Here is a 14,843-nt window from a genome sequence, read left to right as displayed (position 1 = left end):
CAGTGACGCACGGAACACCCGCAGCTCCGTCAACGGACGACGGCGGGCGGTTACCTGGCGTCGTCCCCCGCCACCGCGGCGGCAGCTGCGGCCAGGGTTTCCCTTGCTGCCAGGATGGCGGGCCGCTGCGCGCTGGACCGGCGGACCGACGTGAAGATGGTGCGGTGCGGCTTGCCCGGGAGCTCCAGCAGCCGGGCGGTGGTGCCACGCCCCGTCCACACCAGATCCGGCATCAGTGCCACAGCGTTGCCGGATTCAATCAGCCGGGCCTGGGCCTGCAGGTCTGCCGTCTCGAAGCGCACATCCGGCTCGAACCCCGCGCTCCTGCACGCCTGTTCCGCCCAGTGGCGCGACGCGGCACCCCGCGGTTCCATGACCCAGGGGAGCTCCGCGGTGTCCGCGAGCGCGCGGATGGCCGTGCCGCCATCGGACGCCGGAACCGCAAGCCGGATGGCGTCGGTGGTCAGTTTGACGCGGTCCAGCTCCGGATAGCGGGGAGCCGCGTGGCCTGGGTACTGCTCGGCGATGACCAGGTCGAAGTCGCGGGCCCATGTCTCGTGGAGTGCCGTCTCCGGTTCCCGCTGGATCATCTCGATCCGGACTTCCGGGTAGGTTGCGGCCATCCGGGTGAGGGTGTCCGGCATCAGCGCCAGGGCCGCCGACTGGAAAACCGCAATCCGCACGGTGCCCGTGACGGTGGTCAGCGAGGCCGCCAGATCCGCCTCGGCCTGTTCCATGGTTTCGAGCAGCTGGGCAGTGTGGGCCACCAGCACCTCGGCCTGCGGGGTGAGCTGCACGCGGCGGCCGGTCTTCCGCAGCAACTCCACGCCCACCTCCTTCTCCAGGAGGGCCAGCTGCTGGGATACCGACGACGGGCTGTACTGCAGCGCCTCCGCCACCTCGGCCAGCGTCCCCCGGATGCTCAGTTCCCGCAACAGGCGCAGCCGGCGTACGTCAAGCATAGGGAATTCCTAACTGAAACTAATGAATATAGGTTAGAAGTAGTCACTTTATCTAATGCAAACGGGCTTGCATACTGTTGGGACTGAGTTACCCCCGTCACAGCCTTTCCCGGCGTGCCGCGGCGGGGCAGCACCCCACAGCAGGAGTTCCTGATGAGCACTAGAGATATGAGCCAGTCCATCATGCGGCGGAAGCCCATTGATGACATTGAAGAGGAGAACAAGCACAGCGGCCTCTTTAAATCGCTGGGCCTGTGGCAGCTCACTGCCATCGGCGTCGGCGGCATCATCGGCGTCGGCATCTTCTCCCTCGCGGGGCTGGTGGCCGCAGGAAGCGAAGGCAACCCGGGAGTGGGGCCCGCGGTGCTGATCTCCTTCCTTATTGCGGGCCTGGCTTCCGCTGCGGCGGCCCTGTCCTACGCGGAATTCGCAGGCATGATTCCCCGTGCCGGTTCTGCCTACACCTACGGCTACGTGGCACTCGGCGAGGTGATCGGCTGGTTCATCGGCTGGGACCTCCTGCTGGAGTACATCGCCATTGTGGCCGTGGTGGCCATCGGCATCTCCGGCTACCTTGACGCGTTCCTTTCCGGTATTGGCATCCATTTGCCCACCTGGATGACGTCCACGGCGGATGAGGGCAAGGGCGGCATCGTCAACATTCCCGCCATCTTGGTCTGCCTCCTGGTCACCTGGATCCTGTCCCGCGGCACCAAGGCGTTCGGCCGCTTCGAGCTCGTGGCAGTGGCCATCAAGGTCATCCTCATCCTCTTCATCATCGGCCTGGGCGTCTTCTATATCGACACCAACAACTACAACCCGTTCATGCCCTCCGGCTTCGGGCCCGTGCTGGCCGGCAGCGCCACCGTGTTCTTCGCGGTCTTCGGCTATGACGCCATGAGCACTGCGGCGGAGGAAGCCAAGGACGGCAAGAAGCACATGCCCAAGGCCATCATCCTCTCGCTCATCGTCGCCATGCTGCTCTACGTGGCGGCCACCCTGGTACTCACCGGCATGCAGAACTACAAGGACATCGACCCCAAGGCCGGCTTCGCGTCCGCCTTCAGCTCGGTGGGCTTGCCCGTGATCGCCACCATCATTTCTGTCTTCGCGGTGCTGTCCATCCTCACCGTGATGCTGACGTTCCTGCTGGGCGTCACCCGCGTGTGGTTCTCGATGAGCCGCGACGGGCTGCTCCCGGGCTGGTTCGCCAAGACTGACCGCAACGGCACTCCTCAGCGCGTCACCTGGATCGCCGGCATCGCCTCGGCCTTCCTGGCCGGCGTGTTCCCCATCAAGGAGGTCGCCGACCTGACCAACATCGGCATCCTGGCCGCGTTCGTCGTCGTCTGCCTGTCCGTCATCATCTTCCGCTACAAGCGTCCGGACGCGCCGCGCACCTTCCGGCTGCCGCTGATGCCCCTGGTGCCGGCCTTCGGTGTCCTTGCCTCGGCCTTCCTGATGCTGCAGCTGCACTGGGAAACCTGGCTGCGGTTCGTTGTGTGGCTGGTCATCGGCCTGGTGATCTACTTCGCCTACGGCCGCAAGAATTCGCTGATGAACCCCAACAGCCCGCGGCACCAGGAAATTGAGGAAATGCACCGCCCCCTCGCCTGACCCCCTGCCTGATCCCCGCCGCCCCTGCGACGCGCGCTCACTTGTGGCGGCTTCCCGGGGAACGCGCGCTCACTCCAGCTCCATTTGCCAGCCCTCCTGCACATCATGTGTGGGAGGGCTGGCGCATTTAAGGGCCCCTGGACGTGAGCGGGGGTTCGGGTTTTGGCCGCCACAAGTGAGCGGGGGTTCGCGTTTTGACCGCCACAAGTGAGCGGGCGTTTCGGGGAGAGAAAACCATTGGTTTTTCTAACCTGTATTGATTGGAAAAGGTCGCTTTATCTTATGTGAGCAGGAGCGCATACTGATGAAAAGACCTCCTCCCACCCAAGGAAAGATCGGGAAAACCATGACCCACGTTGCAATGGAACCGGCAGTCACCCACGCGGCCACCCCGCAGACGGTCGACGTCGACGTCCCCCAGGCCAAGGCCCTCGCCACTGAGGCGGTCGCCTTGGTCCGGCGCTGGCTCACCGAGGCCGCGAGGGTTCCGGTGGATGCCTCCGCCGAACAGCTGGCCGGAGTCCTGAAGGACCCCAACGGCCTGGACTTCACGGTGGGCTTCGTGGACGGCGTGGTCCGCCCCGAGGACCTCAACGTGGCCGCCCGCAACCTGGCTGCGCTGGCGCCCAAGGTGCCGGCCTTCCTGCCCTGGTACATGCGCAGCGCCGTGGCGCTTGGCGGGACCATGGCCCCGGCAGTGCCGCAGGTGGTCATCCCCGCAGCCCGCAAGGTGCTCCGCGAAATGGTGGGCCACCTGATCGTTGACGCCACCGACGCCAAACTGGGCCCAGCCATCGCCAAGATCAAAAAGGACGGCATCAAGCTCAACGTCAACCTCCTTGGCGAGGCAGTCCTCGGCGAGCACGAGGCCTCCCGCCGGCTTGAAGGAACGCACACGCTGCTGGCGCGTCCCGACGTCGACTACGTCTCCATCAAAGTTTCCTCCACCGTGGCCCCGCACTCCGCCTGGGCCTTCGACGAAGCCGTGGAACACGTCGTCGAAAAGCTCACCCCGCTCTTCCAGCGCGCGGCCTCCTTCGCCGCCCCCGGCAGCAGCACCGGCGGCAAGGCCAAGTTCATCAACCTGGACATGGAGGAGTACAAGGACCTGGATATGACCATCGCGGTCTTCACCCGGATCCTGGACAAGCCCGAGTTCAAGGACCTCGAGGCCGGCATCGTGCTCCAGGCCTACCTCCCGGACGCGCTGTCCGCCATGATCAGGCTGCAGGACTGGGCCGCCGAGCGCCGCGCCAACGGCGGCGCCGGCATCAAGGTCCGCGTGGTCAAGGGCGCCAACCTGCCGATGGAGCAGGTGGAAGCCTCGCTGCACGACTGGCCCGTGGCCACCTGGGGTTCCAAGCAGGACTCTGACACCAGCTACAAGAGCGTCATCAACTACGCGCTTCACCCGGAGCGGATCAGAAACATCCGCATCGGCGTGGCCGGGCACAACCTGTTCGACATCGCGTTTGCCTGGCTCCTGGCCAAGCAGCGCGGGGTAGAAGCGGGCATCGAGTTCGAGATGCTGCTGGGCATGGCCCAGGGCCAGGCCGAAGCCGTGAAGAAGGACGTCGGCTCCCTGCTTCTCTACACTCCCGTGGTGCACCCAGCGGAGTTCGATGTCGCCATCGCCTACCTGATCCGCCGCCTCGAAGAGGGCGCCAGCCAGGACAACTTCATGTCCGCCGTGTTCGAGCTGGACAAGAACGAAACCCTGTTCGAACGCGAAAAGCAGCGTTTCCTGTCCTCTCTGGAAGCCCTGGACAACGGCGTGCCGCGCCCCAACCGCCGGCAGGACCGCAGCCTTCCCGCCGCAGCCGTGCCTCGCGCCGGTCAGGCACAACACAGTTTCGACAACACCCCCGACACGGACCCGTCCCTGCCCGCCAACCGCACCTGGGGCCGCGCAATCCTGGACCGCGTTCCGGGCTCCACGCTGGGCAACGCCTCGGTGAAGGCAGCCTTCATCAATGACGAGGCGGCGCTCAACACGGCCATCGAAACCGCCGTGGACAAGGGCAAAGCCTGGGGCGCCCTCTCCGGCGCCGAACGCGCCGAGATCCTGCACCGCGCCGGCGACGCACTGGAAGCCCGCCGTGCAGACCTCCTCGAGGTCATGGCCAGCGAGACCGGCAAGACCATCGACCAGGGCGACCCCGAGGTCAGCGAGGCTGTGGACTTCGCGCACTACTACGCCGAGTCCGCGCGCAAGCTGGACGCGGTCGACGGCGCCACGTTCGTCCCGGCGAAGCTCACCGTTGTCACGCCGCCGTGGAACTTCCCGGTCGCCATTCCGGCAGGGTCCACCCTCGCAGCACTCGCCGCCGGCTCCGCCGTCGTCATCAAGCCTGCCAAGCAGGCTGCACGCAGCGGCGCCGTGATGGTCGAGGCCCTGTGGGAAGCCGGCGTCCCGAAGGACGTCCTCACCATGGTGCAGCTGGGCGAGCGGGAGCTCGGCACGCAGCTCATCTCCCACCCGGCCGTTGACCGCGTCATCCTCACCGGCGGCTACGAAACGGCAGAGCTGTTCCGTTCCTTCCGCAAGGACCTGCCGCTCCTGGCCGAAACCAGCGGCAAGAACGCCATCATCGTCACCCCCAGCGCCGACCTGGACCTGGCAGCCAAGGACGTGGCCTACTCCGCGTTCGGCCACGCCGGCCAGAAGTGCTCAGCCGCGTCCCTGGTGATCCTGGTGGGATCCGTTGCAAAGTCCAAGCGGTTCCACAACCAGCTGATCGACGCCGTCACCTCCCTGAAGGTGGGCTACCCGCAGGACCCCACCAGCCAGATGGGCCCCATCATCGAGCCCGCCAACGGCAAGCTCCTCAACGCCCTCACCACCCTCGGCGAGGGCGAAAACTGGGCCGTGGAACCGAAGAAGCTGGACGGGACCGGCAGGCTCTGGAGCCCGGGCGTACGGTACGGGGTCAAGCGCGGTTCCTACTTCCACTTGACCGAATTCTTCGGCCCGGTCCTGGGCGTGATGACTGCCGGGACCCTGGAAGAGGCCATCGCCATCCAGAACCAGATCGAGTACGGACTCACCGCAGGCCTGCACTCGCTTAACTCCGAGGAGCTGGGAATCTGGCTGGACAGCATCCAGGCAGGCAACCTCTACGTCAACCGCGGCATCACCGGCGCCATCGTGCAGCGGCAGCCGTTCGGCGGCTGGAAGAAGTCGGCCGTCGGCGCCGGCACCAAGGCCGGCGGCCCGAACTACCTTGCCGGGCTGGGCGACTGGACCCCCGCCGAGGCATCCGGGAAGGCTGACGTCACGCACCCCGGCGTCCGCCGGATCATCAACGCCGCAGGCGCCGCCCTGGAGCCGGCCCACCTTGAGTCCGTGCAGCGGGCCCTGGCGTCCGACGCCGAGGCCTGGGCCAGCGAGTTCGGCACCGCCAAGGACGTTTCAGGTTTGAGCGCGGAGCGCAACATCTTCCGCTACAGGAACCTTCCGGTCACCATCCGCCTCTCCGAAGGTGAGCCGCTGGCCCACCTCGTGCGGACCGTGGCGGCCGGCGTGCTGGCGGGGTCGGCGCTCACCGTGTCCACCGCCGTCGAACTTCCCGCCCAGCTGCGGGCGGTGTTCCTCGGCCTCGATGTGGACCTGACGGTGGAGTCCGACGCCGGCTGGCTGGCTTCAGCGGGACGGCTCGCCTCGGCGGGCAAGCTCTCCGGCGCCCGTATCCGGCTGCTGGGCGGCGACGCTTCGGCTTTGGCGGAAGCAACCGGCGGCAGGCCCGACGTCGCTGTTTACTCCCACGCCGTGACCGAAGCGGGCCGGGTTGAGCTGCTGCCGTTCCTGCACGAGCAGGCTGTCAGCATCACCGCCCACCGGTTCGGCACGCCGAACCACCTTTCGGATTCGCTGGTCTAGCAGGCCGGAACAAACGAGGCCGGGCGGCCACCCTCAGGGTGGCCGCCCGGCCTCGTTGTTGGTTGGGCTTGCGGGAGCATGGGTTACGGCCCGCCCGGCCCGTGGGATGTCAGCCCAAGTACCAACCTGGCGGAGACCACGTCACGGGCACGCTGTGGGCCGAGAAGTCCTCGCACCGCGTGCAGTTGTATGCCACCTCGCCCAGAGCCGCGACTGACCCGTCGTGCCGGTAGGTGGGCGGAATATAGGACTCAAGATAGATGAATTCGTCCGTCCGGCACTTTTCGCAGGTCGGCTTTCCGATGTAGCCCGAATCGGTGGTGGCAAGGCCGGTGCCGAGGTTGGACTGACGCGTTGCCGGCCGGGTGCTGGTGTGCGGGCGGGCGTGTGCGGCGCTGAGATGGGTGTTCCTGGCTGTCGTCATTGGCTGCCTGTCCCGGGCGGCGTGCCATGGTGTGCAGGCGCGCCCGTAGTATAGAACCGGCCTGCTGCTTGACCCTGGAGAAACCAGCATAGATTATGCAACGATCTGACATCAATGAAAGATTTCTCCCGTCTCTGCCTTGCCGCTTCACCCCTGGCGGTTGATGATCCGCCCCACAATGGACTGCGTCAGCGCGTCGATGACTTCCGCGTTGGCCAGCGGATTCCGGATCAGGGTGAAATCCACATCGCCCACCGCCGGCAGATCGAACCGGCGGGTGATGATCTTCAGGTCCTCCGGTACCAGAGATGACGGCATGACGGCCACGCCGATTCCGGCCCGGACGGCGGCCAGGACGCCGCTGATCTGGCGGGTGGTGCAGGTGATCCGCCAGGTCCGGCCGTGCGCTTCGAGAGCGTCGATGGCAAGTTTCCGGCTGAGGCTGGGGGAGGGGTAAGCGATCAGGGGCACCGGCGCGCCCGGTTCGAGGGACGTCTGTTCCAGGCCCACCCAGGAGAAGGAATCGTGCTGGACCACAGTGCCGTCCTTGGCGCCGGCCACCCACTTGACGAACACCAGGTCCAGTTGGCCGGCGTTGAGCTTGCGGTAGAGCTGGTCGCTTTGGCCCACAGTCAGTTCAAGGTTGATCTGCGGGTAGATCTGCCGGAACTCGCGCAGGATCCGGGGCAGCCCGGTGATGGCCAGATCGTCAGCCGTGCCGAAACGCAGCCGGCCCCGCATCGCCGAGCCTGAAAAGTAGCGGGCCGCGGCGTCGTGGGCCGAGAGGATGTTCCTGGCGAAACCCGCCATCGCGTCCCCGTTGTCCGTCAGCCGCACGTCCCGCGTGTCCCTGGTGATGAGGACACGCTTGGCGGCGGTTTCCAGCTTCCGGATGTGCTGGCTGATGGTGGGCTGGGCCAGCCCCAGCCGGTCTGCGGCCTTGGTGAAGCTCAGGGTCTCGGCAACAGCCAGGAACGAGCGGAGTTGGGCTGGTTCGAACACGGTGGACTCCATCGGCTGCGCGTTGTATTGCGGTTTGCAATACGAGTTATAGGGACAATACGTCTCCATAATCTGTTAGCGCCACCATAGCGTTAAGGACATCCCGGACCGCACCCACTTTGAGGACAATCCTGTGGCACCCCCACCGCCGTCGTCGGCAACCGTCAGCCAGCCCGTCATCGATTCCGCGAGTTCAGCACCGGCCCTGCCGCCCACCCCGCAAGCTCCCGACGTCCGGAACCGGGACGCGCTCACCCAGCCCGTGCCCGTCGTCGCGGAACGCCTGCCGTGGAAGCACACGTTTATCTCCCTCAGCGTGCCCAACTTCCGCATCTTCGCGGTGGGCCACTTCATCGCCGTCATCGCCATCTGGATGCAGCGCATCGCCCAGGACTGGCTGGTCCTCCAGCTGTCCGGGTCCGTCACCGCCGTGGGGTTCACGGTGGCGCTGCAGTTCCTGCCGTCGCTGCTGCTGGGCCCGTGGGGCGGCATGATTGCCGACCGCTTCGCCAAGCGGAAGATCCTGATCCTGTGCCAGAGCATGGCTGCGGTCCTGGCTGCCCTGCTCGCCACGCTCGCCCTGACCGGCGCCATTGCGGTGTGGCACGTCTACGTGATCGCCCTGGTCCTGGGACTGGTCACAGTGCTCGACCAGCCCGCGCGCCAGGTATTCGTCAACGAACTGGTGGGTCCCACCCACCTGCGCAACGCCATCAGCGTCAACTCCACCACGTTCCAGCTGGGCGGGCTGATCGGGCCGGCGCTGGCCGGATTGCTCCTCACCGCCGTGGGTGCGGGCTGGGCGTTCGCGGCCAACGCGGTGGCCTGCTGCTCCACCGTGGCGATGCTGCTCATCCTCCGCAAGGACCAGTTGCACGTCAGCGCCCCCACACCCAAGAGCAAGGGCATGCTGCGCGCGGGACTCAGGTATGCGCTGAGCAAGCCCACCATCTACTGGCCTTGGCTGATGGCCGGATTCATCTCGGTCTTCGCCATGAGCCTGCCGGTGATCCTCGCGGCCTTTGCCGACCATGTCTTCCGTGTGGGAGCCGGCGGATATGGCCTCCTGAACGCGCTGGTGGCCCTCGGTGCCCTGGCCGGTGCCATAGCCTCGACCCGGCGCCGCCAACTGCGGCTGCGCTCGGTGGTGTTCTGTGCGGGAATGTATGGGGCCATGCTGTGCCTGGCTGCGCTGGCGCCCTCGCTGGCAACGTTCGGGGCTGTGATGGTGCTTTCCGGGTTCTGGTGCCTGATGTTCCTCACCGGCTCCAACCAGCTGGTGCAGATCAGCTCAAACATGGGGATCCGCGGGCGCGTCATGAGCCTGTACATCATGGTGCTTATTGGCGGCCAGGCACTTGGCGGTCCGATGCTGGGGTGGATCGCCGAACACGCTGACCCGCACGTTGCCCTCCTGGTATCCGGCGGGGTGCCTGCGCTCGCGGCAGTTGTGGTGGGCATTGTCCTGGCACGGAAGGGCTCACTGTACCTGAAGGTGGACGTGCGGGACCGGCGCCGGCCGATCCGGATCGTGGACCGGACGGCGCCTGCCTAGCCCTACCCTTCGGGTTTTCCAACCCAAGCGAACGCGGCTACCACGAGCGCCGAGATCCCGGCGTCGAGGGTAGGGCGGATGACTGGGGCAAAAGTCGGTGAGTGGTTGGACGGGATGGTGGATGCCACCGTCCCGTCCTGGACCGCCCTGCCGTACGCCTCGGGATCGGTGCCGCCCAACAGCCAGTACACCAATGGTGCTCCTGCGGCTGTGGCGAGGGTGCCCACGTCCTCGCTGCCGGTGACGGGGCCGGGATCGACGGCGCCGCCCAGCTTTGCGGAGAACGCTTCGCGTACGCGGGCGGTGGCGTCGTGGTTGTTGACCACTACGGGAAAGTGCTGCCCGGCAGTGATCGAGGGCGGTTGGGGAGCCCCGGAAGCTGCGGCCTCGCCGTTGATGATGCGGGTCATGCCGCTGATCATCCGCTCCCGGACCGCCGGATCCGCGGTGCGTATGCTGATGCCCAGCCTGGCCTCTTCGGGAATGATGTTGTCCTTGGTGCCGGCGTTGAGTTGGCCTACGGTGAGGACAGCCGTCTCGTTGCCGCCGATTTCGCGGGATATCAGCCCCTGCAGCCGCATGATGGTGGCGGCGGCCATCACCACAGGATCCACGGTGGTTTCCGGGCGGGAGCCGTGTCCGCTCCGGCCGAACAGCGTCACGGCAAAGCTGTCGGACCCGGCGAAGGCCGGTCCGGCGTGCACACCCAGTGCACCGGCGGGGAACGGGGCCACGTGCTGTCCCATGACAACGTCCGGCACGGGGAAACGGTCGAAGAGACCGTCCGCCACCATGTCGCGGGCGCCGGCGCCGGTTTCCTCGGCCGGCTGGAACACCGCCACGATGGTCCCGGACCAAGCCGGGAGGTGGGCGCTGAACAGCGTGGCCGCACCGAGGAGACAGGTGACATGGACGTCGTGGCCGCACGCATGCATCACGGGAACGTCAGCTCCGTCGGGACTGGTGCCCCGTGCCGTGCTGGCGTAGCCAAGCCCCGACTTTTCTAGGACAGGAAGGCCGTCCATGTCCGCACGGAGCATCACTGTGGGTCCGTCCCCGTTCCGTAGGACACCCACGACGCCGGTCCCGCCGACTGCGGTGCCCACTTCCCAGCCCAGCCCGGAGAGCCGTTCGGCCACGATCCCGGCGGTCCGGACTTCGGCTCCGGACAGCTCGGGATGCTGGTGCAGATCCTCGTAAACTCCGGCGAGGTCTTGTGCCACCCAGGCAACGTCGTCCAAAACCTTTGTCATGACAGTCCTTACTTACGGGTTCGCTTGCTTTGCGACCCTACGCCCGGAGGCAGGCGAAGCGAGGGCCAAAGGCCGGGCGTTCACCGACCGCAAAACCGTCGCCGGACGGGGTAAAAGTATGGCCTTGCCGGCGACAGCCCGTGAGGAGCGGGGCCGAACAATCACCCGCGCAGAAACGGCAGCAAGGTTTGGCTGATCTCCTGCCGGAGAAGTTCCGGAGGCTGGACGGGCTGTGGTCCACAGCGTCGTTGTTATTGTTGTGGCCCACCGTAAACATCACTCCTCAGGCCTGGCCTGGGGAAAACTGGAGCGGCTGACGGGAATCGAACCCGCGTATCAAGCTTGGGAAGCTAGCGCTCTACCATTGAGCTACAGCCGCGTTGGGACTGTCCAAAAAATTGGACAATAATCCCGGTCAAACAACGAGCTTTACACTACCTCAGTCTGAAGTTCCCTCGGAACCGCGACACTGCTGGTTATTCCCCCGTTTTGGGTTGCCCGAGGGCTTGAGGGCGGGGGTGAAACCTCCCTAAAACCACAGAAAGCCCGTCCGGAGACAGGCTTATCTTAGGCTTCTTGGTCCTCTTACCGATGTGTCATGCCGCTGATGCCAGTTCCTTTGGCGGATCGCTGAAGTGCCCAGCTTTTAGTCGCGCGGCGTAGACCTCGGCGCTTATCGCGTTCCGTGCCATAGCAAAACCGAGGACGACCAACGCCTGCCGTCCTTTGGTGTCCGTGATCATGCGGTGACGGTAGAGAGTGGAATCCAAGTTATTGTTTACGCTCTCGATGTCTGCTCGGTAGCCGTAGGTGTCCTTGTAGTACTGACTCTCCGGAGGGTGCAGCCGGACATGGTGCGCGCGATTGAAGCCGAGCTTCTTGTCTGCGGCGGTGGTGTCGAGTCGCTCGGTGCGGTGCTCCCCGCACATCAGTAGCAGCTTTGCATACCAGCGGTGTGTGCCATCGGCATTCTTCCGTGAATACTGCTCTACTCGCTTGCACGGCACCGAGTAGGTCTTTCCGGTGTCCAGCACGTCCAGCTCAACGAATTCTCCACCCTCTGTGTGCAGGGTGTGCTGGTTACCGCAGGTGCAATCGATGTCATAGAGCATCCGCTGGATATTGTCTTTTGGAACCGGAGAAATGGCGCTGACACCTAGTTTCAGCATGGCGTCGAGGTGCATGCCGGTCATCGCGCCGTCATAGCGGAGACCAAGGAATCCCTTAGTCAGTTTTCGCAGCTTCTCCATCTCCCGAACCGCTATGCCCGCTTCGCCGCCATAGCCCTTCTCTTTTGGCACGTGGGTTCGGCTCAGGATGATGCGCGAATTCGGGAAAGCATCAGGTCGTACTGCAACCAACAGTTCCTTGAACCCCAGCACACGGACACCCTTGTCCTCGCCTCCCTCTCGGTGCTCATCGACCTCGGGTAGCTTCACGCCCTTTTCGATGAGTCTCTTACGAGTGGTCTCTGTGATCCGAGTCTTGGGCACGGTGCCGTCAGCAACCAGAATGTTGCCACGCTTGGGCTTACTCATCGTTTCCGGACCTTCAATCAGGCACCCTTGCTTCTGCGCCTGTTCGATGGCGAGCAACGTGAACTTGTCACTCAGAAGATCAGCGTAAGGGGATAGCCGGTCAAGGTTGTAGGTGACCGTACTGCGTTTCGGCGGCGTGGTGGCAAGCTCGATGTCCCAGAAGCGGCGAGCGTGCGATCGCACCTTGTACCAGTTCGTGTCTTCTCGTAGCCACGCAATCGCGCTGCGGTGCGATCCGTGGATACCGAGGATTGCCAAAACAAGAAGGTAAACGTGATCCGGGTGATGATTGGGTCGACCGGCTTTGGACCCATCACGCTTGGGGATGATAGCTGCCATTTCGGGGATGTAGGGCGAGCGCAGGGCAGCAAGAGACCTACGGTGGGGAGTCCAACCGTATTCCTTGTCTGCCGGAGAGCCATGCCCTAGTTTCCCCATGGGTTAGCCGATCTCCCCCGTCCGCCAGTTGTAGCCAAGAGCGGCGACGCAAGAATCGATGGACCTGTAGCCGAGTGCGTGCGCGATGACCTCGATGCGCTCGCCGTCGATGAGCATGCGCGAGCCTGCATAAAGAGACACGGACGACGGGGTGATGCGCGGGTCATCCCCGAGTCCCGCCCTCCTGAATACCTCGACACACGCTGATGCTGCCCGGTTTTGCGCGTGACCCATCGGTTGCTGGGATGTACCCTGCGTGAGCTGAAAAGTCTCAAAGGTGCGGTGTGGCGGCATCCATGCCCGCAGGTACTCGACGCGCTCCACAATGGCTGAGAAGTAGATGTCGGGAATCTTCACCCACCGCGCTTCCATGCGCGTAGTGTCACCGTGCGCCCAGACGCGCTGATTGGCGATATCCACGTCACTCGTGGTGATAATCCCAGCTTCCGAGGAGTGGACGCCAGACAGTAGCAAAGCGAACATCACGGGACGGCGCGTGCGAGGACCAGCATCCTTGGCGTAAAGCCAAACATTTCGCGCTTCTTCTTCCGTCAGTGGACGCGCGAGACCGGGAGAACGGGGACCTACGCGAGTTCGGACTACAAGTCCTGAGCCATGTATGCGGAGTTCCTCAGCATCACGGTAGAACTTACGGAGCGCCGAACGCCGCGTGTTCTGGGTAGCAGTGGCAGGCTCAGAGACGACGCCGTGCCGGGACGTGCCCTTAGCCTTGATCCACTTTGCTGCCAGCGCTTCTGTCTGATCGGCAAAGACCGGGACGTTGTGTGCTTGGGCGAATTTGGCGTAGCGGTGGAGAAGGTCATCGAACTTGGCGTGGGACGCCTCCGTCAGCGCGTTCGTGTCTTTCCAGTGCTTGAGCACTAGGTCCACGGCTTCAATGAGGAGGACGCCCTGCTCTGGCTTGGTTTTCGCCATGGCATCTGCTTCCATGTTTATCGAGTGGTCGATATATAGACCACCACTATAAACACGGGAGTCGGGTGTTTGACAAGACCCTTGACTGTTTGCCAGAAGAAAATCTGCGGGAGCGCCGACGAGATACCAAGGGACTGCCGCGCTGCGGACGGGGTGGTCTACAGTTGGACCATGGCGCAGAGGAAGGCTGTCAGACCCGCTGAGATCGCCGGAGAAGGCGTCCAGTGGCTTACTGCTGACCTGTCCAGCAACATCTCCGCTGAGTACGCTCGCCTGTTTGCCAGTGCTCTTGTCGCCGCCATGGATGATCAGGGGCTCGGACTCCGTGAGCTGGGACGACTTGCCGGTGTTTCGCACACCACTGTCCTGAGCATCATCGAGGGGCATACCGTCCCCGACCTCGGTACCATCGCCTTGCTGGAGAAAGCGCTCGGTAGGGAATTGCTCCCCTCGCCTCGACTTGCGTGAAGAACCACCAAGTTCTCTATCAGGGAATTGTTCGCCCAACGCTGACAGGCTTGATTGCTTTGTGCCTGAAACGGCCGGTACCATGGAACTACTCTCTTGTAGGAGTGGATTAGCGCGAGTGGGTTCGCGTTAGTCAAGGAATTCTGAATGACCTCAGTTTGGCGCTGGAGTCATTCCTCTTTAAGCGACGGGACGCTTGAATGTTGCGGACATCTTCGCGGTGAATCCTTTGTTTGGGCGCGGGTTAGTCAATCCCGATCGAAGCACCGATCTCTCGTTACGGCCAGCGGCGATGAGTCCCGAAGTAGAAATGTCAATTATGGCGACAGTGGTGCGAATCCTTGGGAATCCGGCAATTTCGCGGCGATGACCGTCCACTTTTCGCTATTGGAGAACAGGCATTTCTTCCGTGGCCGTTTCGAATTGTCGCCCTGCTGGGGACTTCGAATGCCCTGCCGGTAAATGTCGGCGTGGGGTGCGACCATGCCATTGTCAGCAGTTCCAACTTCAGGAGGTCTCAGTGAGCAATCCCAATAACCGACACGTATTAAAGAGAGATGACGGCTGGGCTGTTGTTGCCCCGGACGCGAAGCGCGCAAGCGCGGTCACCGACACGCAGAAGGAAGCGATCAGTCGTGCCAAGACCATCGTGGGCAACGCGGGCGGTGGAGAGGTAAGCATCCATGGTACTGACGGCCAGATTCGTGCCGCCGACACTGTGAAGCCGGGTAACGATCCTCGCAATATCAAGGGGTAGTCGCATTGGTTGG

Annotated in this window: 11 protein-coding genes and 1 tRNA gene; 5 read left to right on the top strand and 7 right to left on the bottom strand. The window is 64.3% G+C overall.

All coding sequences use genetic code 11. The annotated features are described in order from the left end of the window. Positions 1 to 50: 50 nt before the first annotated feature. On the bottom strand, positions 51 to 962 hold the full coding sequence (locus tag BLT71_RS00160) for a LysR substrate-binding domain-containing protein (protein WP_091716548.1): 912 nt from the start codon (positions 960 to 962) through the stop codon (positions 51 to 53). Positions 963 to 1,115: 153 nt separating this feature from the next. Here BLT71_RS00160 and BLT71_RS00155 point away from each other — a divergent pair, with 153 nt between their 5' ends. Together BLT71_RS00155 and BLT71_RS00150 are read left to right on the top strand one after the other, a co-directional pair. Next, positions 1,116 to 2,579 (top strand): amino acid permease, encoded by a 1,464-nt coding sequence (locus tag BLT71_RS00155; RefSeq protein WP_091716546.1) that lies wholly within the window; start codon positions 1,116 to 1,118, stop codon positions 2,577 to 2,579. Between the two features lie 346 nt (positions 2,580 to 2,925). Beyond that, the gene (locus tag BLT71_RS00150; RefSeq protein ID WP_091716543.1) at positions 2,926 to 6,459 is read left to right on the top strand and encodes a proline dehydrogenase family protein; all 3,534 of its coding nucleotides are present in this window, start codon (positions 2,926 to 2,928) and stop codon (positions 6,457 to 6,459) included. Positions 6,460 to 6,568: 109 nt separating this feature from the next. Here the strand turns inward: BLT71_RS00150 and BLT71_RS00145 are convergent, their stop codons facing one another. Together BLT71_RS00145 and BLT71_RS00140 are read right to left on the bottom strand one after the other, a co-directional pair. Beyond that, positions 6,569 to 6,883 (bottom strand): hypothetical protein, encoded by a 315-nt coding sequence (locus tag BLT71_RS00145; protein ID WP_091716541.1) that lies wholly within the window; start codon positions 6,881 to 6,883, stop codon positions 6,569 to 6,571. Positions 6,884 to 7,030: 147 nt separating this feature from the next. Next, positions 7,031 to 7,885: a LysR family transcriptional regulator gene (locus BLT71_RS00140; RefSeq protein ID WP_045732473.1), complete on the bottom strand. Its 855-nt coding sequence runs from the start codon at positions 7,883 to 7,885 to the stop codon at positions 7,031 to 7,033. Between the two features lie 133 nt (positions 7,886 to 8,018). On the opposite strand from BLT71_RS00140, the gene BLT71_RS00135 reads away from it, so the two are divergent. After that, positions 8,019 to 9,440 carry an MFS transporter gene (locus tag BLT71_RS00135; RefSeq protein WP_091716539.1) on the top strand — a complete coding sequence of 474 codons (1,422 nt, stop codon included), beginning with the start codon at positions 8,019 to 8,021 and terminating at the stop codon, positions 9,438 to 9,440. A gap of 2 nt (positions 9,441 to 9,442) precedes the next feature. Here BLT71_RS00135 and BLT71_RS00130 read toward each other — a convergent pair whose 3' ends face one another. The 4 genes from BLT71_RS00130 to BLT71_RS00115 all read right to left on the bottom strand — a co-directional run bounded on the left by BLT71_RS00130 (position 9,443) and on the right by BLT71_RS00115 (position 13,605). After that, the gene (locus tag BLT71_RS00130; RefSeq protein WP_091716538.1) at positions 9,443 to 10,693 is read right to left on the bottom strand and encodes an amidohydrolase; all 1,251 of its coding nucleotides are present in this window, start codon (positions 10,691 to 10,693) and stop codon (positions 9,443 to 9,445) included. A gap of 305 nt (positions 10,694 to 10,998) precedes the next feature. After that, positions 10,999 to 11,072: transfer RNA gene (locus BLT71_RS00125), tRNA-Gly, on the bottom strand. 217 nt (positions 11,073 to 11,289) lie between these two features. Then, complete coding sequence (locus BLT71_RS00120; protein ID WP_157693402.1) at positions 11,290 to 12,570, bottom strand: hypothetical protein; 1,281 nt, start codon at positions 12,568 to 12,570, stop codon at positions 11,290 to 11,292. 102 nt (positions 12,571 to 12,672) lie between these two features. Next, positions 12,673 to 13,605, bottom strand: a complete 933-nt coding sequence (locus BLT71_RS00115) for a tyrosine-type recombinase/integrase (protein WP_091716534.1) — start codon at positions 13,603 to 13,605, stop codon at positions 12,673 to 12,675. Between the two features lie 171 nt (positions 13,606 to 13,776). On the opposite strand from BLT71_RS00115, the gene BLT71_RS00110 reads away from it, so the two are divergent. Both BLT71_RS00110 and BLT71_RS00105 read left to right on the top strand, forming a co-directional pair. Then, complete coding sequence (locus tag BLT71_RS00110; RefSeq protein ID WP_157693400.1) at positions 13,777 to 14,073, top strand: helix-turn-helix domain-containing protein; 297 nt, start codon at positions 13,777 to 13,779, stop codon at positions 14,071 to 14,073. 520 nt (positions 14,074 to 14,593) lie between these two features. After that, complete coding sequence (locus tag BLT71_RS00105) at positions 14,594 to 14,830, top strand: DUF2188 domain-containing protein (protein WP_091716530.1); 237 nt, start codon at positions 14,594 to 14,596, stop codon at positions 14,828 to 14,830. The last annotated feature ends 13 nt before the right edge of the window (positions 14,831 to 14,843 follow it).

The sequence above is a fragment of the Pseudarthrobacter equi genome (assembly GCF_900105535.1).
Lineage (GTDB): Bacteria > Actinomycetota > Actinomycetes > Actinomycetales > Micrococcaceae > Arthrobacter > Arthrobacter equi.
This window is presented reverse-complemented; position numbering and strand designations above follow the sequence as displayed.